The sequence below is a fragment of the Neisseria chenwenguii genome (genome assembly GCF_002216145.1).
Taxonomy (GTDB): domain Bacteria; phylum Pseudomonadota; class Gammaproteobacteria; order Burkholderiales; family Neisseriaceae; genus Neisseria; species Neisseria chenwenguii.
Map to the genome: position 1 here is coordinate 2,323,046 of NZ_CP022278.1, position 19,767 is coordinate 2,342,812.

The 19,767-nt window shown below is 53.4% G+C and carries 16 protein-coding genes; 3 read left to right on the forward strand and 13 right to left on the reverse strand.

Features of this window, described 5'->3' with window-relative positions:
* Positions 1-87 precede the first annotated feature (87 nt).
* The 3 genes from tadA to BG910_RS11270 form a co-directional block, all read right to left on the reverse strand.
* Entirely contained in the window at positions 88-804 is a 717-nt protein-coding gene (gene tadA / locus BG910_RS11260; protein WP_089036922.1) for a tRNA adenosine(34) deaminase TadA, read from the reverse strand.
* 664 nt (positions 805-1,468) lie between these two features.
* Positions 1,469-2,404: a tRNA (adenosine(37)-N6)-dimethylallyltransferase MiaA gene (miaA, locus tag BG910_RS11265; RefSeq protein WP_089036923.1), complete on the reverse strand. Its 936-nt coding sequence runs from the start codon at positions 2,402-2,404 to the stop codon at positions 1,469-1,471.
* A 91-nt stretch (positions 2,405-2,495) separates the two neighbouring features.
* Positions 2,496-2,828 (reverse strand): helix-turn-helix domain-containing protein, encoded by a 333-nt coding sequence (locus tag BG910_RS11270; protein WP_089036924.1) that lies wholly within the window; start codon positions 2,826-2,828, stop codon positions 2,496-2,498.
* 669 nt (positions 2,829-3,497) lie between these two features.
* On the opposite strand from BG910_RS11270, the gene BG910_RS11275 reads away from it, so the two are divergent.
* Entirely contained in the window at positions 3,498-3,830 is a 333-nt protein-coding gene (locus BG910_RS11275; protein ID WP_089036925.1) for a hypothetical protein, read from the forward strand.
* 133 nt (positions 3,831-3,963) lie between these two features.
* Here BG910_RS11275 and BG910_RS11280 read toward each other — a convergent pair whose 3' ends face one another.
* The 6 genes from BG910_RS11280 to BG910_RS11305 form a co-directional block, all read right to left on the reverse strand.
* Positions 3,964-4,671, reverse strand: coding sequence for an SIMPL domain-containing protein (locus tag BG910_RS11280; RefSeq protein WP_089036926.1), 708 nt, complete (start codon positions 4,669-4,671; stop codon positions 3,964-3,966).
* A 268-nt stretch (positions 4,672-4,939) separates the two neighbouring features.
* Entirely contained in the window at positions 4,940-6,346 is a 1,407-nt protein-coding gene (gene trkA, locus BG910_RS11285; RefSeq protein WP_089036927.1) for a Trk system potassium transporter TrkA, read from the reverse strand.
* 269 nt (positions 6,347-6,615) lie between these two features.
* A complete protein-coding gene (locus BG910_RS11290) occupies positions 6,616-8,067 on the reverse strand; it encodes a DASS family sodium-coupled anion symporter (protein WP_089036928.1) in 1,452 nt (483 codons plus the stop codon).
* A 455-nt stretch (positions 8,068-8,522) separates the two neighbouring features.
* Positions 8,523-9,782 (reverse strand): complex I 51 kDa subunit family protein, encoded by a 1,260-nt coding sequence (locus tag BG910_RS11295; protein ID WP_089036929.1) that lies wholly within the window; start codon positions 9,780-9,782, stop codon positions 8,523-8,525.
* Positions 9,775-11,406 (reverse strand): FAD-binding protein, encoded by a 1,632-nt coding sequence (locus tag BG910_RS11300; protein ID WP_089036930.1) that lies wholly within the window; start codon positions 11,404-11,406, stop codon positions 9,775-9,777. Before BG910_RS11300 ends, BG910_RS11295 begins: the two co-directional genes overlap by 8 nt.
* Complete coding sequence (locus tag BG910_RS11305) at positions 11,406-12,044, reverse strand: 2Fe-2S iron-sulfur cluster-binding protein (protein ID WP_089036931.1); 639 nt, start codon at positions 12,042-12,044, stop codon at positions 11,406-11,408. Before BG910_RS11305 ends, BG910_RS11300 begins: the two co-directional genes overlap by 1 nt.
* Positions 12,045-12,737: 693 nt before the next feature.
* On the opposite strand from BG910_RS11305, the gene BG910_RS11310 reads away from it, so the two are divergent.
* A complete protein-coding gene (locus BG910_RS11310; protein WP_089036932.1) occupies positions 12,738-14,261 on the forward strand; it encodes a fumarate hydratase in 1,524 nt (507 codons plus the stop codon).
* Between the two features lie 81 nt (positions 14,262-14,342).
* Here BG910_RS11310 and BG910_RS11315 read toward each other — a convergent pair whose 3' ends face one another.
* Positions 14,343-15,095 (reverse strand): carbonic anhydrase, encoded by a 753-nt coding sequence (locus BG910_RS11315; protein WP_089037254.1) that lies wholly within the window; start codon positions 15,093-15,095, stop codon positions 14,343-14,345.
* 325 nt (positions 15,096-15,420) lie between these two features.
* Between BG910_RS11315 and cysI the strand changes: the two genes are divergently transcribed.
* The gene (gene cysI / locus BG910_RS11320; RefSeq protein WP_089036933.1) at positions 15,421-17,184 is read left to right on the forward strand and encodes an assimilatory sulfite reductase (NADPH) hemoprotein subunit; all 1,764 of its coding nucleotides are present in this window, start codon (positions 15,421-15,423) and stop codon (positions 17,182-17,184) included.
* Between the two features lie 248 nt (positions 17,185-17,432).
* On the opposite strand, the gene gatB is transcribed toward cysI, so the two are convergent.
* The 3 genes from gatB to BG910_RS12630 are packed head-to-tail and all read right to left on the reverse strand — an operon-like array spanning position 17,433 to position 19,646.
* Positions 17,433-18,863, reverse strand: a complete 1,431-nt coding sequence (gene gatB, locus BG910_RS11325) for an Asp-tRNA(Asn)/Glu-tRNA(Gln) amidotransferase subunit GatB (RefSeq protein WP_089036934.1) — start codon at positions 18,861-18,863, stop codon at positions 17,433-17,435.
* Positions 18,864-18,889: 26 nt separating this feature from the next.
* Entirely contained in the window at positions 18,890-19,486 is a 597-nt protein-coding gene (locus BG910_RS11330; protein ID WP_089036935.1) for a zeta toxin family protein, read from the reverse strand.
* Positions 19,473-19,646 carry a hypothetical protein gene (locus tag BG910_RS12630; RefSeq protein ID WP_198344801.1) on the reverse strand — a complete coding sequence of 58 codons (174 nt, stop codon included), beginning with the start codon at positions 19,644-19,646 and terminating at the stop codon, positions 19,473-19,475. Before BG910_RS12630 ends, BG910_RS11330 begins: the two co-directional genes overlap by 14 nt.
* Between the last annotated feature and the right edge of the window lie 121 nt (positions 19,647-19,767).

Here is a 19,767-nt window from a genome sequence, read left to right on the forward strand (position 1 = left end):
TTTTAACGTTTCAATGCGCTCACACGGTCACGTAAAGCGGCTCCGATTACGTTCAGCCACCGTCGGGGTTTGATGCCGTCTGAAAATTCACCCGCGCCGTGTTTCAAAAAAACGCTGTAAAACGGCGCGGCATTCGTCGGCCAGAATGCCGCCGGTTATGGCGGTATGTTTGTTTAACAGGCTGTTTTCAAAGAGATTGATGACACTGCCTGCGGCGCCGGTTTTGGGCTCGGCGGCACCGAAAACGACTCTTGCGACCCGCGCCTGAATCAGGGCGGAGGCGCACATGGGGCAGGGCTCGAGGGTAATGTAAACGTCGCAGCCGTCGAGGCGGTAGTTTTGCAGCGCGGCACCGGCTTGGGCGAGGGCGCGGATTTCGGCGTGGCGGCTGATGTCGCAGTCGGTAATGCAGGTGTTGTGGGCGGCGGCGATGATGCCGCCGTTTTTTACCACCACCGCGCCGACGGGTACTTCGCCTGCGGCGGCGGATTGTTCGGCCTCATTCAGCGCAATCCGCATGAAGCGTTCCATTTCAGACGGCACAGGGAACGCGGCGACGGGCGGATGGGTTTTGACGGTGGCGAGGAGTGCGGCTTTGGCGGCGCTATCTAAAGTTTGCGGTGTACAGCCGTGCAGCAGGGCTTCGAGCTGCCAGAGGGTGCTGTCGGTAATGGTCAGCCCTGCGGCTTTGAGCAGCAGAAAGGTTTTGGTCGAACCGCTGCGGTGCAGGTCGTCAAGCGTGTTGATGCCGAGGCTTTGCAGGGCGGCAAGGGTTTTGGGGGCGAGGGGCGGGGTGGTGAGCATGTCTTTTTGGTGTGGTTTTCAGACGGCATGAACGCGTTGTAAAAATCAGAATGGCCGTCCGACACTTCGGTTAGGCTCAGCGTAAGTGTTTCGACTACGCTCAGCAACTGAATTTTTACGGATGTCATTCCCGTGCAGGCGCACCGCTGTCCGGAATAAATTTTTTAATATCAAAATATTACGAAATTGGCATTTCGGATGAGATGAAAACATCGAAATATCAAAAAGTTGGTGAAACTTAAATCTGTGAAAACGGCTGATTTTCGACGCCCAATTTTGAAGTTCCTACAATCTGTCCCCTCTCCTGCGCTTTGCGCGGGAGAGGGTGGTGCTTCGTAGAAGCAACGTTTTGCTTGGTTTTCAGAAAAATTTACCATTTCAGGAGGAAAACTACCCCTACCCCAGCCCACTCCCGCGCAAGGCGCAGGGGAGGAGGGAGTAGATTGCAGAAACCCAACCGTTGCCGATTTTGAGTCCAATCGAAGCTAATAACGCGGGAATCATCAGCATTTCAGAATTTCAGACGGCCTCAGGAATTTATTCCGGACAGCAGCGTGCCTGTGCGGAAATGATGTCGGCTGAAGAATCAAGCGTTTCAGACGGTATCCAAATATACATTTTTATCTTCGCAAAGGTCTGAGGATGTGGGAAGTCATCCACGTTCTCACACGCCAAAATGCCGCTTGACCGCCGCTAAGGCCGTCTGAAAACAGCTGTCGGCGCAGGGGTCTATGCTTTGCGTGAGCGGGATTTTGCGCAGCCAAGTGAGCTGGCGTTTGGCGAGCTGGCGGGTGGCGGCGCTGCCTTTTTCGACGAGTTCGCCGTAGTCAAACGCGCCGTCGAGGTAGTCCCATGCCTGGCGGTAGCCGACGCAGCGCATGGCGGGCATGTCGGGGTGGAGGGCGGGGTATTTTTGTTGCAGGGCGCGGACTTCGTCGAGGAAGCCTTGTTCGAGCATCTGCTTGAAACGCTTGCCGATTTGGGCGTGAAGCAGGGCGCGGTTGGCGGGAATCAGAGCTACTGTAGACAAATCCAGCGGCGGGGTGTGGGCGGCTTTTTCGGCGAAGTGGCGGCTCAGCGGTTTGCCCGTGAGCAGGAACACTTCCAGCGCGCGCTTGATTCGCTGGCTGTCGGCGGGTGCGAGGCGGGCGGCGGTTGCAGGGTCTGTTTCCTGCAGGCGGCGGTAGAGGCTTTCGAGGCCGTGCGCAGCTTTTTCGGCCTGCAATCCGGCACGGACGGCGGGGTCGGCTTCGGGCAGATTGTTCAGGCCTTCGGTCAGGGCGTGGAAATACATCATGGTGCCGCCGACAATCAGCGGCAGCCGTCCGCGCGCGCGGATTTCGGCGGCAAGGCGGACGCAGTCGGCGACAAATTCTGCGGCGCTGTAACTTTCCAGCGGGGAAATGATGTCGATAAGATGGTGCGGCACAGCACTGCGCTCGGCGGCGGTGGGCTTGGCAGTACCGATGTCCATGTCGCGGTAGACCAGCGCGGAATCGAGGCTGATGATTTCGACGGGCAGGTTTTCGGCGATTTTCAGGGCGAGGCCGGTTTTGCCGGAGGCGGTAGGGCCGAGCAGGGCGAAGGTTTTCGGGGTCATGGGGTGGAACCTGAATATTTAAGGGCAGCTATAAATTTTAGGAGAATCAATTTTATAAACTTGAATTTTGACCTTTCCAAGCGCTATTAGGCTAATCCGCCTGCTTTTTCTGCAACAACGCAATAATTTTGTCTTTTTGCTGCAATAACTCGTCTTTATGTCGTAATTCCTGCTTTAATTTTTCGATTTCAGCAGCCATTGTGTCATTGCCGTAATAATTGTTATGGTACACATTACTTTGCTGCGCCTGTGTGGTATCAGGGCTGTCGTATGCGAATTGGGTTTTAGTGAAGTATTGGCCGACTTCAAGCAATTCCAGTGCATCTTTTTCAAATAAGCTTGCCAGTTTAAACAGTAGTTCTAAACGCGGGGAAATTTCACCGCGTTTAATCCGCGCATATTGGGATGGGGAAATATGCAGCATTTCGGCTACATATTCTTGTGTCTATTGCTTGGAAGCGCGCAGGCTGCGGATTTTTTCAACATCAAGGCTGGGAACATGTTTATTCATAATGTAATTCCTTTCATATTGGCTATTCTCTGCAAAAAACGCCAAGAATCTGACGAAATAGCCGAAAATCAGTCAATTTGACTCTGTACGGGTGATATTAATATTCAATAAGATGAGACACCTTAAAAAACTGCTTGGGTACAATTTGAGCTGATATTAGCAAGCAAGCCTTAGTGCTTAATTGTATCTCAACTAAGTTTCTTATGATTAAGATACTGAGTATTGTAACGGATAATCCGTGTACAGTAATTTTTGTAATCATTGACTTAATAGAGTTAATTATGATAGAACTTTCTACACAAGAATTGAATGCAGTAAGTGGCGGTTTGCGTTGGCAGGGACGTACTCCCAGTATGAATGTAGAGAATATGCGTTCAGGGTATGTTCATACTCCTTTTATCAGCCCGCATTTCTATGTCCCTAATCCGATAGCTAATTACTGGGCGACAGGTAATATTCTGCCAAATAGCTGGAGGGACTTAAGCTTTAGTTGGCAGTAATTGAGCTAAAATGACGAAAATACCTCGCCTAAAATTAGGTGGGTATTTTCGTTATCTTTAATTTATAATTGGAAGGAGCACAATGAGATTTCCTTTCTTTGTTTTGCTCTTATTAACTGCCTGTATCCAAACTGATACGGATACCTCAGTCAATCCTATCGATATGAATGGAACAATACAAATATCCGTTGAAGAAGCTAAATTTATCTATCAAAAACAAATATATTATTTAAATGATGAGCGAAATGTATTGTCTGAATTAGTTGCACAGGAACGTGCTAAAAATGATGCATTTTTAGTCAAAAGAAATATCTGCCTAACCGGTTATATTAAAACCAAAGCCCAAAATAACAATAATGGTTTTGGCGCATTGGGTCGGTATGATAAAGCGATTGTGATACAAAAACTGTGTTAGTTTTCAGGTTGATAGCAAGCGGTCGAAATTACACTATTTTCATGAAGTCGGAGTCTATAATGCAGTCGTAAAAGTAACCCGATACAAGGCCGTCTGAAAATGCGTTTGCCCGTTTTCAGACGGCCTTTTCGCCTTACATCTGAATCGAGCCGGATACGGTGATGCTGATTTCTTCTACGCCGGAGGGGGCAGTATCGACGGGCGCGGCGGCGGATTCCGCCATCGGCATGGCGCGCGCCATTTTCAGCGCCATACCGCTTTCATGGCCGATGCTGCGGCTGCCGATGTGGCCGAGGCTGAGTTTGACAATTTTGTAGTGGGAAAAACCCATGGTTCGGGCGATGGTTTGGGCGCGTTCTTTGAAACGAACAATCGCGGCTTTGCTCACTTCGTCGATGGCGTCTTCGCGTTTTTTCTTCGACACGCTGAAATAGGTGTGTTCGACGTTGGCGTCGTTTTGGGTTTCCGCAATCAGGCGGTTGAGGGCGGCAAAGTCTTGGCTTTCGACTTTGAATTCGGCGTTTTCTTCCCAACCGGTTTGGGTTTGCTTGCCGTTGCTGTATTGGTAGCGCGGCGAGGCGCGGCGGCTGAGGAGCTCGGTTTTGAAGGCGCTGCCTTTGGTTTTTCTGTTGAAATTGTTGAACTTTTTGGTAAACGCAGTGCTGACGGCGCTGCGGTCTTTGCCTTCGGCGCGGATTTGGAATTGGGCGGCCATGGTGTCGCGGGCGACTTCTGTGCCGGCGCTTTCGGAAAATTCGACGATGTTGTAATTGAGCGGTTCGGCGGCGGCGGGCAGAGCAAGCGCGGCGAGAACGGCGGCGGCGAGGACGGTGCGGAACATGGTGGTTTGCCTTATTAAGAGGTTTTTTTAGGGGGTGGCCGTCTGAAAAGAGACGGGGTGTGCGGTTTTTTCAGACGGCCTTTGATGGTTGTTGAGGCTGTCTGAAAGGTTGGGGTTTAAAAGTTTGTTACGGTGTTTGCTTGCGGACTTTTAGGCCGCAGGCTGGGCTTCAGCCCAGCAAATTAAAAAATATTCCAGAGGGTTCGCTGGGCTGAAGCCCAGCCTGCGGTTGTATGTTTTGAGTTTTTCAGACGGCCTGAAACGCCGTTTACCCGAAAAAACCCATTCTGACCTGAATCAGTTTTTCCAATTCGCGCAAGACGCGGCGGCGGGCGACGAAGAAGATGACATGGTCACCGTCTTCCAAAACAGTGGCATCGTGGTGTCCCATAATCACTTCTTCGCCGCGCACTAAGGCGGCGAAGTGGCAGCCTTCCGGCCATTGGATGTCTTTGATGCGGCGGCCGACGATGGCGGAGGTGCGTTTGTCGCCATGGACGATGACTTCAATGGCTTCGGCGGTGCCGCGCCGCAGTGGGTGGACGGCGGCGATGTCGCCGCGGCGGATGTGGGCGAGGATCGAGCCGATGGTGGCCATGTGGGGTGAGACGACGATGTCGATTTTGTTGCCTTCGAGCAGATCGACGTAACTGGAACGGTTGACGATGGCAATCACGCGCTTGGCACCGAGGTTTTTGGCCAACAGGCCGGACATGATGTTGTTTTCGTCGTCGTTGGTCAGGGCGCAGTAAACGTCGATTTCGTCGATGTATTCTTCGTTGAGCAGCGATTCGTCGGTAGCCGAACCTTGCAACACCAGTGTACTGTCGAGGTTTTCGGAAAGCCACGCGGCGCGGGTGGGGCTGTGTTCGATGATTTTGAGGTCGTATTGGCTTTCGAGCTGTTTGGCCAGCCGGTAGCCGATGTTGCCGCCGCCGCCGATCATGATGCGGCGGCTGCGGGCTTCCTGCGGACGCAGTTCGCGCATGATGACGGAAACATTGTCGCGGCTGGCGAGGAAAAAGACTTCGTCTCCTTCGATAATCACTGTTTTGGAAGAGGGGACGATCAGGCGGTTGTTGCGGTAAATCGCGCAGATTTGGCAATCGACGCCGTCGGGCAGGTGGCTGTTGATCTGCGAAATTTCTTTGTTGACCAGCAAACCGCCTTTGCGCGCCTGAACAATCACCATGCGCACCCGTTCGTCGGCAAAACTCAATACCTGCAGGGAGCTGGTGTGGCTCAACAGGCCGACAAGCTGCTGGGTCACGAGCTGCTCGGGGCTGATGTTTTCTGTGATGCCGAAAACGTCGAGGCTGGTGGCTTCGGGATTGTCTTCGGTGGGGTGGAGGTATTCTATGTATTCGCTGGAACGCACGCGGGCGATGCGGCTGGGAATATTGAAGAGGTCGGCGGCGATTTTGCAGGCGACGATATTGGTTTCGTCGCTGCGGGTCAGCGCGAGCAGCAAATCCGCATCGGCCGCGCCGGCCTGTTGCAGCACAAACGGTGAGGCACCGTTGCCGACGATGGTTTGCACGTCCAAACGGCTGCCGAGCTGTTGCAGGGCTTTTTCGTCGATGTCGATGATGCTCACATCGTTGGCGGGAATGGCGGCGAGGTTTTGGGCAACGGTGGAACCGACTTGGCCGCTGCCGAGAATCAGGATTTTCACGGTAGTTTGCGTGCGGGGGAAACAGATACGGCTATTTTATAGTGAATTAAAATAAAAAATCTACTTTGTTGGCAGCGGCTGAGCTCAAAGAGAACGATTCACTAAGGCGCCGAAGCGCCAAGTTCATCTGTCCCGTATTACCTGTACTGTCTGCGCCTTGCCGCCTTGTATCTTTATTATTTTATTTCACTATATAACAAAGGCCGTCTGAAAACAGAAAAACTGTTTTCAGACGGCCTTTTATTGTGTTGCTTTATCTGTTTAACGGTTTACCAGTAACCCAAGACTTTCCACCACAAAATGCCGATGGTGCCGAAAATCAGGATTTCCAATACGCTCATGATGAAGCCGGCTTTCCACCATTCCTGCATGGTGACGTAGTTGGAACCGTAAATCACGGGCGAGGAGCCGGAGGCGTAGTGGGTCAGCGACATCATGATGCCGGTGGCGGCGGCCATGACGAGGGCGAAGAGCATGGGCGGGGCGCCGAGTGCGAGGCCTGCGCCGTAGAATGCGCCGAACATGGCGGTAACGTGGGCGGTACCGCTGGCAAACATATAGTGCGAATAGAGGTAGGCGAGCATGAGCAGTGCGCATCCGGCTTCCCAGCTTAAGCCCATGTGGCTGATGCCGGTTTGGAGGTAGTCGGAGAGCCAGGCGATTAAGCCTAATTTATTCAGGAAGTTGGCCATCATGACCAATGCGGCGAACCAGACGATGGTGTCCCACGCACCTTTTTCTTTCAGGGCATCGTCCCAAGTCAGAACGCCGGTAAGCAGGCAGAGGGCAAGGCCGAGGAATGTAGTGGCGGTGGCATCGACTTTGAGGCCGAACAGCATTTCGGGTACGCCTGCCCACAGCAGCAGCAACAGCAGGAAAATGCCGAGCATGATTTTTTCGTCACGCTTCATCGGCCCCATGGCTTGAAGCTGTTCTTTGGCCAATGAAGTGGCGTTGGGAGTTTGGGTGATTTCGGGTTTGTAGAGGACATACAGCACCAGCGGCATCAGAATCATGGCAACCAGTCCGGGTACGACCATGGCGGCAAACCATGTTCCCCAAGAGAGGTGGATGCTGGAATTGGTGGCTTTGGCGACCAGCTCGACCACCAGCGGGTTGGGGGCGGTGGCGGTAACGAAGATGCAGCAGCTGATGATATTGGCGTGGTAGTTGACCAGCGCGAGGTATTTGCCGATTTTGCCTTCCGTGCCTTTTTCGGGGTCGGAATCGAAACTCAGGGCGATGGATTTCATAATGGGGTGCACAATCGCGCCGCCGCGAGCGGTATTCGACGGGGTAACGGGCGCGATGAAGAGGTCGGCCAGTGCGAGGCTGTAACCCACGCCGAGCGTGCGTTTGCCGAACAGGGAAATCAGCAGGTAGCCGATGCGCATACCCAAACCTGTTTTCAGCAGGCCGCGCGAAATCATGATGGCGATACCGATCATCCAGATGAGCGAGTTGTTGAGACTGCTCAGCGCGTCTTTAGTGGCTTGCGCAGGTTTGCCGCTGGTGACGCCGGTAAAGGCGACAAGAGTGATGGCCAGAATCGCCATTGCGCCGATGGGCATGGCTTTGCCGATGATGCCGGCGATAATGCCGACAAACAGCGCCAAAAGATGCCATGCATCGGGCGATACGCCCTCGGGCACGGGAATGGCGAACCAGATAAGCAGCGTCAGCGCAAGTGCGACGGCAGCGGGAATTGGCTTGAAGCCCATGTGTTGTCTCCTAATGAGATAGTAGAAAAAACGGTTTTCAGACGGCCTTTTTGGGGTAGGTCGTCTGAAAATATTTTGCAGGGTGGGCAAATGCTCTACGGCAGTTTGAAAGTCGGTCGTGGCGCAATCGAAGCGTTCAGACGGCATGAGAGCCCTGCAAAATAAAAACGGATAGTTTGAATGCCGCCGTCTGAAACGGTTAATTCCCCTACCGACGTCATTCCTGCGCAGGCGGGAATCTACGGTTAAAAACAGGCAATATTTTGTTTTAACACAGGTTCAGAACATCAAACATAGATTCCCGCCTGCGCGGGAATGACGTCCGTGAAAGTTTTTACTTTGAGCGTAGTGGTTCTACTACGCCCACCAACCATCGAAGTGCTTGTACTGAGCACAGTCGAAGCGTTTCAGACGGCCTTCAGGAATTTCCGCATCTCAGGCCGTCTGAAAAACCTTTACTGCTGCTCTTCCGCTGCCGGCAGGCCGTATTCTTCGGGGAAGGTGCGCAGCGAACTTTGCAACACCGTTACCGCGCCGTCTATCAGGCCGCAGCGGCCGCTGCGGGGCAGAAGCTGGCAGAGGCTTTGCAGTGCACGCAAATCGTCGCTGGTGCCGATGCCGGTATCGACGCGGTTCAGCAGGCGCGAAAGTTGGTAGGTGCCGCCTTTGCAGGGTGGGCATTGGCCGCAGGAATTGGCGGCGAAAAATTCCACATATTCGGAAACTTTGCGCACGACGCTGGTGCCCTCGGAAATCACGATCATCGCGCCCGTACCCAAGCTGGATTTGCGTTCGCGCACGGAAACGAAGTCGAGCGGGACGTCTAAGTCTTTGGCGGTCAGAAGCGTATTCGAGGGGCCGCCGGTAAATACGGCTTTAAATGTGCGGCCTTCGAGCATACCTCCGCCGTGTACATAAATCAGCTCTTGCAGGGTGGTGCCCATAGGCAGTTCGTAGAGGCCGGGGTTTAACACGTCGCCGGAGAGCGAGTAGAGCTTGGTGCCGGCGGCATCGTCCAAACCGAGGCTTTTATACCATTCTGCGCCTTTGGCGAGAATTTGCGGAATATTGGCAAAAGTTTCGGTGTTGTTCAACAGGGTCGGTTCGCCGGCTACGCCGCTTTCTGCGGGAAACGGCGGTTTGCGGCGGGGAAACGGAAAACCGCCGTCCAGCCATGAAATCACGGCGGTTTCTTCGCCGCCGATGTAGCGGCCGGAAGATTCTACCAGTTGCAAATCCAGCGGTTTGCCCAAGTAGTTTTCGATACGGATGTAGAGGTCGCTTTTTTTCCATTGCTCAATGGCGGGTTTGAGCGCGGCAAGCGATTCGGTTTGGTGCGGATTGACGTAGAGAACGGCTTTGTTGGCGCGGCAGGCGACGGCGGCGATCAATACGCCTTCGATAACCTGATGCGGGGTTTTTTCCAATAAAAAACGGTCTTTAAATGTACCCGGTTCGTCTTCGTTGGCGTTGCAGACGACGTATTTGTCGCCGTGTTTGCTTTGCGCGGCAACGGCGGCTTCCCATTTGCGCCAGGTCGGAAAACCGGCGCCGCCCATGCCGCAAAGGTTGGCTTCTTGCAGTTTGGCAACGATGTTTTCAGGGTCTTTCAGTGCGGCCAGCAGCCCTTCGCCGCCGCCGGCTTTGCGCCACGCGGCCAAATCCGCGCCGACGAGGCGGGAAGGGTGTAAGAGGTTTTGGTTTGCTTTATTCATGATGGGTCTCCAACAGGCCTGCGTGTTCGCGGAGATCGAACGGGCTGTAATCGGGATAGAGTATCGGGGCTTTAACTTCGCTGGTCAAGCCGGCGCGGGTCATTTCGCGTTGCAGATTGTGGACGTGATCCACGCCGCCGCGTACTTTTTTCAGCGGCAGACCGCATTCGGCAGCGGCTTTGCCTGCGCGGCGGCCGAAGCTGATAATGTCGAGCAGCGCGTTGCCCATCAGGCGGTTGCGACCGTGGATGCCGCCGGTCACTTCGCCTGCCGCATAAAGCCCGGGTACGGAAGTCGAACCGTCTTTATTGATTTCCATGCCGCCGTTTTGGTAGTGAAGGGTGGGATGGATAATCACGGGGTCGACGGCGGGATCGACACCGCATTTGTGGGCGACGTGGCCGAGCGTCACCAGGCGGTTCAATACTTCAGGGTCGTTTTCAATCAGGCGCGGGGTGTCGAGGAACACGCCGACCTGTCCGTCGCGCACCACGCCGCGGCCTTCGGCCACTTCGCGCAAAATGGCGGCGGCTACAACGTCGCGCGGTTGAAGTTCGTCAACGAAGCGTTCGCCCAAGCCGTTGATCAGTTTGGTGCCTGCCGAGCGTACGGCTTCGGAAATCAGCGCGCCGGCCAAGTGCGGCGGGTGTGCGACGCCGGTCGGATGGTATTGGAACGAATCCATATCGCGCAGTTTGACACCGATGCGGTAGGCCATCACCAAGCCGTCGGCGGTGGCGCCGTAGTGGTTGGACGTGGCGAAGCCCTGCAAGTGCAGACGGCCTGAACCGCCGGTTGCCAATACCACGGCTTTGGCGTGTACCAACACCAAAGAGCGTTTTTCCAAATCATAGAGAATCGCGCCGACGCAGCGGTTGTGTTCGTCGGATAATAATTCGATTGCTGGATGGCGGTTGAGTTGGGTAATGTTTTCGTCCAATTCGACCGCTTCGCGCAACACGCGCATCATTTCGAGGCCGGTGAAGTCGCGGTAGCTCAAAATGCGGGGAACGGTCGTACCGCCCGCGCGTTTGCGGTTCAGATGGCCGTCGTTGCCTTCGCCTTTGGCCAAATCGAAACTCATACCCAAGCCGATCAACCAGCGGATGGCGGAAGGGGCGTCCGTTACCATCTGCGCTACCAGCTCTTTTTTCGCAGCGTTGTGGCCGCCTTTAACGGTGTCGTCGAAATGCTGCTGCAAACTGTCTTCCGCGCCGACTGCCGCCTGAATGCCGCCTTCGGCCATAACGGTGTTGCTGTCGCCGATGCGCAGTTTGTTGGCCATAATCACGCTCGCCCCCGCTTCGGTTGCGGTCAGCGCGGCAGCCGTGCCCGCACCGCCGCCGCCAATCACCAAAACGTCGGTGTTCAGATGTTCGGCACCGGATAAATCGTAGTCGTCAATCAGCGGATGGCTGGTCAGCAGTTTGGCTAAATCGGGGTGGCAGTAGTCGCCCGCATTGGGGCCGATGGGCAGTTTGACGCGCGCGTCCGCCTGATAATCGGGGTGGTAGCGGTGCAGCAATTCTTCTTTGGGCGGCAGGTCGGTGCGCATTTCCAAGGTGGAATTGCGCAGGTTTTCGCGCGCGGTTTCGTAGTCGATGCCTTTGATTTTGCGGTTCATCACAAAGCCTCCTCTTCATAGACGACTTTCATTTCGCCGCTGTCGATTTCGCGTAGGCGGCGCATCAAATCTACCGGACGCAGCGTGCGCGCGGCTTTCATGCGGCGGGCAAACAGGCCGAGGTGGTTGGGGCGGATGTGTTCGGGGCAGGATAGGGTGCAAAGATTGCACATCACGCATTGGTCGAACGTCGTCGCCGCCGCGCTGAAATCGCCGGAAACGACCTGCGCCACGCCGTTTTCTACTTCCAAATCTTTCGGACAGGCTCTGTTGCAGCCGCCGCAATGGCGACAATGCTGCGCTTCGGGGAAGGATTTGGCAGTGTCGTCCAGCCAGTTCCAGCCGTCGCCGACTTCGCTGACGTCGTAGTATTGGATGTGTTCGGGAATGAAGTAGTCGATGAAACTGACCTGCATACCGCTTTCGACTTTGGTTTCACAGGCCAGCGCGGTGCTTACCTCGCGGTCGCCATCTTTGCGGATCATGCAGCGGCAGGAACCGCAAACACCTTGACCCATGCAGCCGACGTTGGCGGTCAGCGCGCTGCCGGCGCGGGCATAGGCTTGGATGATGGTCGAATCGGGCGAGGCTTTGACTTCGTGCCCGTCGATGGTCAGAGTGATGAGGTTGTTGCTCATGGCAGTGTCCTGTGGATTTTGGGGATTTGTGTTTTGAAACCGGTTTTTGTATTTTTATTACAGCCGTTATAGACAGCCGTTATAGCCGAGTAATTCACTCGGGAATTGCTTGATAAATCGGCGTTTTCTCAATATTGAAAGTTTAGCAGAGTTTGTGCGGATTTTTGACGGTGGGGCAGGGCGGATGCCGTCTGAAAAGATTGTGGACAATTTTTGCGGGCAATAGGCCGTCTGAAAAATTAGTTTGATGTTTTATAAGAAAAAATAATTTTATGAAATTGGAAAATTTACGAAAACTGTGCAGTCATTGCAAGTCAATATCATTGGCGTTTTGACAGTTTTTCATTTTAGTTGCTTGAATTTAAAATGGAAAAATATTTTTTGACGGGCAGAAGTATTTCTGTTGGAAAATTTCAGAAAAACGCCAAATTTTGATGTTTATCAAAAACCGTTAGTAAAAAGATGACATCTTTTTTACATTTGTGTAGCGTTCAGCCTAACCGCGATTAAGGCCGTCTGAAAACAAAATCTTTTTGAATTCAGGATAATATTGAGAATTTTTAGCATTTTCAGACGGCCTGTAAAGTAAAACGTTATAAAGTCATAAAATAACGGATTGTAGTTTTCCTTCCGAAAAGGCCGTCTGAAAACGGCACTACCTACGAATTATCCACTACCAAAAAGGAACCGACCATGACCGTCATCAAGCAAGAGGATTTTATCCAAAGCATCGCCGACGCATTCCAATTCATCAGCTACTATCACCCGACTGACTACATCAAAGCCCTGACTAAGGCTTGGGAAAAAGAAGAAAACCCCGCGGCGAAAGACGCGATGACGCAGATTCTGGTCAACAGCCGTATGTGCGCCGAAGGTTTGCGCCCGATTTGCCAGGATACCGGCATCGCCACAGTGTTCCTCAAAATCGGTATGAACGTGCAATGGGACGCGCAAATGAGTGTTCAGGAAATGGTTAACGAGGGTGTGCGTCGCGCCTATACCAATCCGGATAACGTATTGCGTGCCTCCGTTTTGGCCGACCCGGCGGGCAAACGCGTCAACACCAAAGACAACACCCCCGCCGTCGTCCACATGGAAGTCGTGGCCGGCGACAAAGTCGAAGTCATTTGTGCAGCCAAAGGCGGCGGCTCGGAAAACAAAACCAAAATGGCCATGCTCAATCCTTCCGACAGCATCGTCGATTGGGTGTTGAAAACCGTGCCGACCATGGGCGCGGGCTGGTGTCCGCCCGGCATTCTCGGCATCGGCATCGGCGGCACGCCCGAAAAAGCCGCGCTGATGGCCAAAGAAAGCCTGATGGAACACATCGACATCCAAGAATTGCAGGAAAAAGCCAAATCCGGCGCCGAACTGAACACCATCGAAGCCCTGCGCTTAGAGCTGTTTGAAAAAGTCAACGCGCTGGGCATCGGCGCACAAGGCTTGGGCGGTCTGACTACCGTGTTGGACGTCAAAATCTATGACTACCCGACCCACGCCGCGTCCAAACCCGTGGCCATGATTCCCAACTGCGCCGCTACCCGCCACGTCGAATTCGAACTCGACGGCAGCGGCCCCGCACACCTGACCCCGCCGTCCATCGAAGACTGGCCCGACATCACATACAGTCCCGACAACGGCAAACGCGTCAACGTCGATACTCTGACCAAAGAAGAAGTCGCCACTTGGAAAATGGGCGATGTCCTGCTGCTCAACGGCACCATCCTCACCGGCCGTGATGCCGCGCACAAGCGCTTGGTCGAAATGCTCGACAAAGGCGAAAAACTGCCCGTCGATTTCACTAACAAACTGATTTACTACGTCGGCCCCGTCGATCCCGTGCGCGACGAAGTCGTCGGCCCCGCCGGCCCTACCACTGCCACCCGCATGGACAAATTCACCCGCCAAATGCTCGAACAAACCGGTCTGCTCGGTTCCATCGGCAAATCCGAACGCGGCGCGGCTACCTGCGAAGCGATTGCCGATAACCAATCGGTTTACCTGATGGCCACCGGCGGCGCGGCTTACCTCGTCGCCAAAGCGATTAAAGACGCCAAAGTTGTCGCCTTCCCTGAATTGGGCATGGAAGCGATTTACGAATTTACCGTCAAAGACATGCCCGTAACCGTGGCGGTGGACAGCAACGGCAAATCCGTCCACGCCATCGCCCCGAAACAGTGGCAGGCCAAAATCGGCATTATTCCCGTTGAGGCTTGATTTGCAGGTTAGGTAGAAGAAGAGGCCGTCTGAAAATTTCAGACGGCCTTTTTATAATTGCCATCAATAACCGGCGGGCTGCTATTTTTCTTCCTCAATCACAACCCGCGCATTTAAAGGCTGGATGGGGCGGTTGTTTTTCTGGCCGATGATTTTTTCCATGGCTTCAATCTGCGCTTTGCCTGCTTCGACGGGAGTCTCAAACACAATCCAGTTGACGCCCTCGCTGCAAGGCGGGGTAGTCAGCGAGCCGTTCAGGTGGAAGTGGCGCGGATTTTTCGGAAACAGGCTGCCGATGTCCAATGCTTGGGCAAGTTTGGTTTCTTGGCCGCTTTTCAGTAGTTTGGCAGTCAGCGGTGTCAGTGCAGGATTGGTTTTGCCTGCTTTGAAAACCACGCCCAATACGGCCAGTTCGCCTTTTTCGTTTTGGTGGACGAAATGTGCTTCCATTGGAAAATATTTTCCTTTGAAAGTATGTTCGCTCGGGGTGTGGAAGTGAAACTGTTTGAATTGGAATTTTTTGCCGTTCAGCATAATAAACTGCGGTTTTCCTTCGGGCTTGGCTTCCAGCGTGTGACCGTTGTTTTCCAATTTGTAAACTGTTCTGACATGGCGGTATTGCAGACTTGATTTGTCGGTAACGGCGGCAGGTTGGGATAAATCGACAGGTGATTGGTTCAGCCCTGTTTTACAGGCGGTATAAGCAGTATCCAAATCACCCCAGTATTCAGGACTTTTATGTCCGCTGTAAGACCAGTGGGAATGGCCGGCAGCGGCAAGCGGCAGGGAAAGGCTGAACAGCAGGCTGTTGAGAAGTATGCGTTTGTCCATCATTTTTTCCATTTGTCGGATAAGCGTAAGTATATTTTGATAAAAACAGTGATTTCATTATTATATAAATAAAACTCGCGAAAATGATTATTTTGAAATTGATATAACGCAAAGATATGCGGATTTCCCCGGACGGAATAAAGGCCCGAGAGGGGGTAGCTGCCTCAAGTCTCCGAGCGAAAAATAAACCTAATGCCGTCTGAAAACCCGCCAACCGCCCCTGCCGATTCATATAACAAAAACATCTTTGATTACAACCAAGCATTCTTTCCTCTTTTCAGACGGCCTCGTTAAAGTATTGCCAAACAAAATAAGGCAAGGAACACCCATGACCACGACCGATCCACGCGCAAAGCTGCCTGATGCGCCGCTTGCCGACAACGAACGCCTCAAAGGCGACAGCGACCACCTGCGCGGCACCATCGCCGAAGATCTGAAAGACGGCATGACCGGCGGTTTCAACGGCGACAACTTCCAGCTTATCCGTTTCCACGGCATGTATGAGCAGGACAACCGCGACATCCGTGCCGAGCGCAACGAGCAGAAACTCGACAGCCTCAAAAACGTCATGCTGCGCTGCCGCTTGCCCGGCGGCATCATCAAGCCCGAGCAATGGCTGGGCATCGACAAATTCGCGGGCGAGAGTACGCTTTACGGTTCCATCCGCCTGACCAACCGCCAGACTTTCCAATTCCACGGCGTGTTGAAAGACAACATCAAACCCATGCACCAATGGCTGAACGAATTGGGCTTGGATTCCATCGCCACCGCAGGCGACGTCAACCGTAACGTGCTCTGCACCAGCAATCCCGTCGAAAGCAGCCTGCACAAAGAAGCCTACGAGTGGGCGAAAAAAATCAGCGAACACCTGTTGCCGAAAACCCGTGCCTACGCCGAAATCTGGCTCGACGGCGAAAAACTGCATTCCACCGACGATTTGGTAACCGCGCCGCTGGCCGATTCCGTGAAAAGCGGCGACGCCACCGAGCCCGTGTTGGGCAAAAACTACCTGCCGCGCAAATTCAAAACCACCGTCGTCATTCCGCCGCATAACGATGTCGATCTGCATGCCAACGACTTGAACTTCATCGCCATCGGCGAAAACGGCAAACTGGCCGGGTTTAACGTCTTGGTCGGCGGCGGTTTGTCGATGGAACACGGCAATACCAAAACCTACCCCAACACCGCCCGCGAATTCGGCTTTATCGGTTTGGACAAAGTTTTGGACTGCGCCGCATCTGTCGTTTCCGTCCAGCGCGACTGGGGCAACCGCAGTGACCGCAAAAACGCCAAAACCCGCTACACCATCGAACGCGTCGGTTTGGACGTCTTCATCGACGAAGTCGAAAAACGCATGGATGCCAAATTCGAGTCGATCCGCCCGTATCAATTCACCTCACGCGGCGACCGTATCGGCTGGGTGCAAGGCGAAGAAGGCCGCTGGCACCTGACCCTGTTTATCGAAAACGGCCGTCTGCTCGATTATCCCGGCCGTCCTCTTAAAACCGGTATGCGCGAAATCGCCAAAATCCACAAAGGCGACTTCCGCCTTACCGCCAACCAAAACCTGATTGTAGCCAACGTACCAGAAGCGCAAAAAGCCCAAATCGAGCAAATCGCCCGCGACCACGGCCTCATCAGCGACAAAGTAACCCCGCAGCGCGAAAACAGCATGGCCTGCGTCGCCCTGCCAACCTGTCCGCTGGCGATGGCCGAAGCCGAGCGCTTCCTGCCCGCGTTTTCCGACAAAGTCGATGAAATCATGGCCGAAAACGGCTTAAGCGACGATTATATCGTTTTGCGTGTCAACGGCTGCCCCAACGGCTGCGGCCGCACTATGCTCGCCGAAATCGGTCTGGTCGGCAAAGCCGTCGGACGCTACAATCTCTATGCAGGGGGCAACCGCCAAGGCACACGCATTCCGCGTCTGTTTAAAGAAAACATTACCGAGCCGGAAATCCTTGAGATTCTGAACGAATGGATCGCTGCTTGGGCGAAAGGCCGCGAAGCAGACGAAGGGTTCGGCGACTTCGCCGTGCGCACCGGCATTGTGAAACCCGTTGTCGATGCGCCGCGCGATTTTTGGGCGTAAATTCAAATAAACAGCAGATGTTATAAATAAAAAACAGCATGAAAGCACAAGGCCGTCTGAAAATTTCAGACGGCCTTATTTTATGGATAAACAATCGGCTTGAAATTTTTGCAACAATAAAAAACTTACGGTTGAATGCCGTCTGAAAACATTTATTGAGGTTGCGATTGAAAAAAGGCTATCTGAAAAAACGCGGATACAAAACGTTTTTTTCAGACGGCCTTTTGTACAGCCTTTAAAATGGCAGACTACGTCAGCTTGGCTTTAATCAACTCCTGCACCTGCCCAGGATTGGCCTTGCCTTTGCTGGCCTTCATCACTTGGCCGACAATCGCGTTCAGGGCTTTTTCGTTGCCGGCTTTGAACTGCTCCACCGCTTTGGCGTTGGCGGCCAGCACTTCGTCCACCATCGCTTCGATTGCGCCGGTGTCGGTAATCTGTACCAGACCGTGTTTCTCGATAATCTCGGTGATGCCCGCTTCGGGTTCGGCCCACATCGCTTCGAAGGCTTTTTTCGCCAGCTTGCTGCTCAAAGTGCCGTCTGAAATTTTGCCCACCAGTTCGGCCAGGCGCGGCGCGGTAATCGGGCTTTCAGACAGGCCTAAACCTTCTTTGTTCAGCGTCGCGGCCAGTTCGCCGTTCATCCAGTTCGCCACCAGTTTGCCTTGTCCGCCGGCTTTGGCAGCGTCTTCAAAGAAAGCGGCCTGAACGCGGCTGGCGGTCAGCAGGCGCGCGTCGTATTCGCTCACGCCGTAGTCGGCCACGAAACGCTGCGCCATTTCAGACGGCAGTTCGGGCATTTCGTCTTTGGCTTTCTGCAACTGGCCGTCTGAAATAATCACAGGCAGCAGGTCGGGGTCGGGGAAGTAGCGGTAGTCGTGCGCGTCTTCCTTCAGGCGCATCACACGGGTTTCGCCCTTGTCGGGGTCGAACAGCATGGTCGCCTGCTGCACCTTGCCGCCGTCTTCCAGAATTTCAATCTGGCTTTCCACTTCATAGTTAATCGCCTGCTCCAAAAAGCGGAACGAATTCAGGTTCTTAATCTCGCGGCGCGTGCCGAATTCAGACTGGCCTTTGGGGCGCACCGACACGTTCGCATCGATGCGGAACGAACCCTCGGCCATATTGCCGTCGCAAATGTCCAGCCAAGTGACCAGCCCGTGCAGGGCTTTGGCATAGGCCACGGCCTCGGCGGCGGAACGCAATTCCGGCTCGGACACCACTTCCAACAGCGGTGTGCCCGCGCGGTTTAAGTCGATGCCCGTCGCGCCGTCCAATCCCTCGTGCACCGATTTGCCCGCATCCTCTTCCATGTGCGCGCGGGTAACGTTGATGGTTTTCACCTCGTCGCCCGCCACGATTTCCAGCTTGCCGTGCTCCACAATCGGCAGGGCCAACTGGCTGATTTGATAGCCTTTCGGCAGGTCGGGGTAAAAATAGTTTTTGCGGTCGAACACGTTTTTCTGATTGATTTTGGCATTCATCGCCAAACCGAGTTTCACCGCTTTTTCAACCACCTCGCGGTTCATCACAGGCAACACGCCCGGCAAGGCGCACTCCACCACGCTGGCATGCGCGTTCGGCTCGGCACCGAAAGCGGTGGACGCACCGCTGAAGATTTTGGATTTGGTATTCAGTTGGACGTGGATTTCCAGTCCGATTACGGTTTCCCAGGTCATAGGGGGTCTTTCAAAACAATAAACTGTTAAACGGATATATAGCCTAATCGGTGTAATTCTTGTTGCAGATTGCGGCACCATTCAGGCAATTTTTCTGTAAGGAGAAACAGATTTTTTGCATTTAAGAAAAAAATCATATGCGGTTTATCTGTGGAATTATCGTAAACCAAAACTTCATCGCAAAACGGCAAAGCTTCTAAAAGATGTGCTTGGCTGACCTTATAGCGTTGGCGGATGGTATTTTCATCAATCGGATGCCCTCCCGATTTCACCCTCGCCACAACACGGGCCAAATTGATGCTAACGTGATTTACCGCCACATAATTCAGCCGGACATAAAAGCCTTGTACCTTTGCTGTCCGGATACGCTGCAAAATGGAATTCCCCGATAAAGTGGATTCCATAGAAAAAGAAATCCGGTTATTTATAGCGAACCGAAACAATTTTACAGCTTCTCTGCCGGCTTCAAAATCTGCCTGTCTTGGCGCAGAAGGATTGATTTGTGCCGCGATGTTATCGGAATCAATCACGATTTGCACCGTATCTTGATTAAATGAACGAAGCGTCGACTTTCCAGCCCCGTTCGTGCCGCAATAAAAAACGGCTAAATTATTGTGCGGCATAACGGATAACTTTTTCTTCCCCATTCGGATAATGCTCAACCAAATCACCGTTTTCACGCTCAAAGGTTAGCACTTCGCGTTGCTTTTTATCATTCATCCACGCTTCAAAGATGACATGCAGTCGCCGTTGCTGTTCCAGCAATTCTTCGCGTTTGGTCATTTTTCGTTCCTTTCTCTAACTTCAGGCCGTCTGGAAAATTAAATTACTCGTAAGGTAATCCTAGCCATTTTAGTGGAATTTCATTAAACAGATAATGACAGTTCATAGAATGAATATAGTC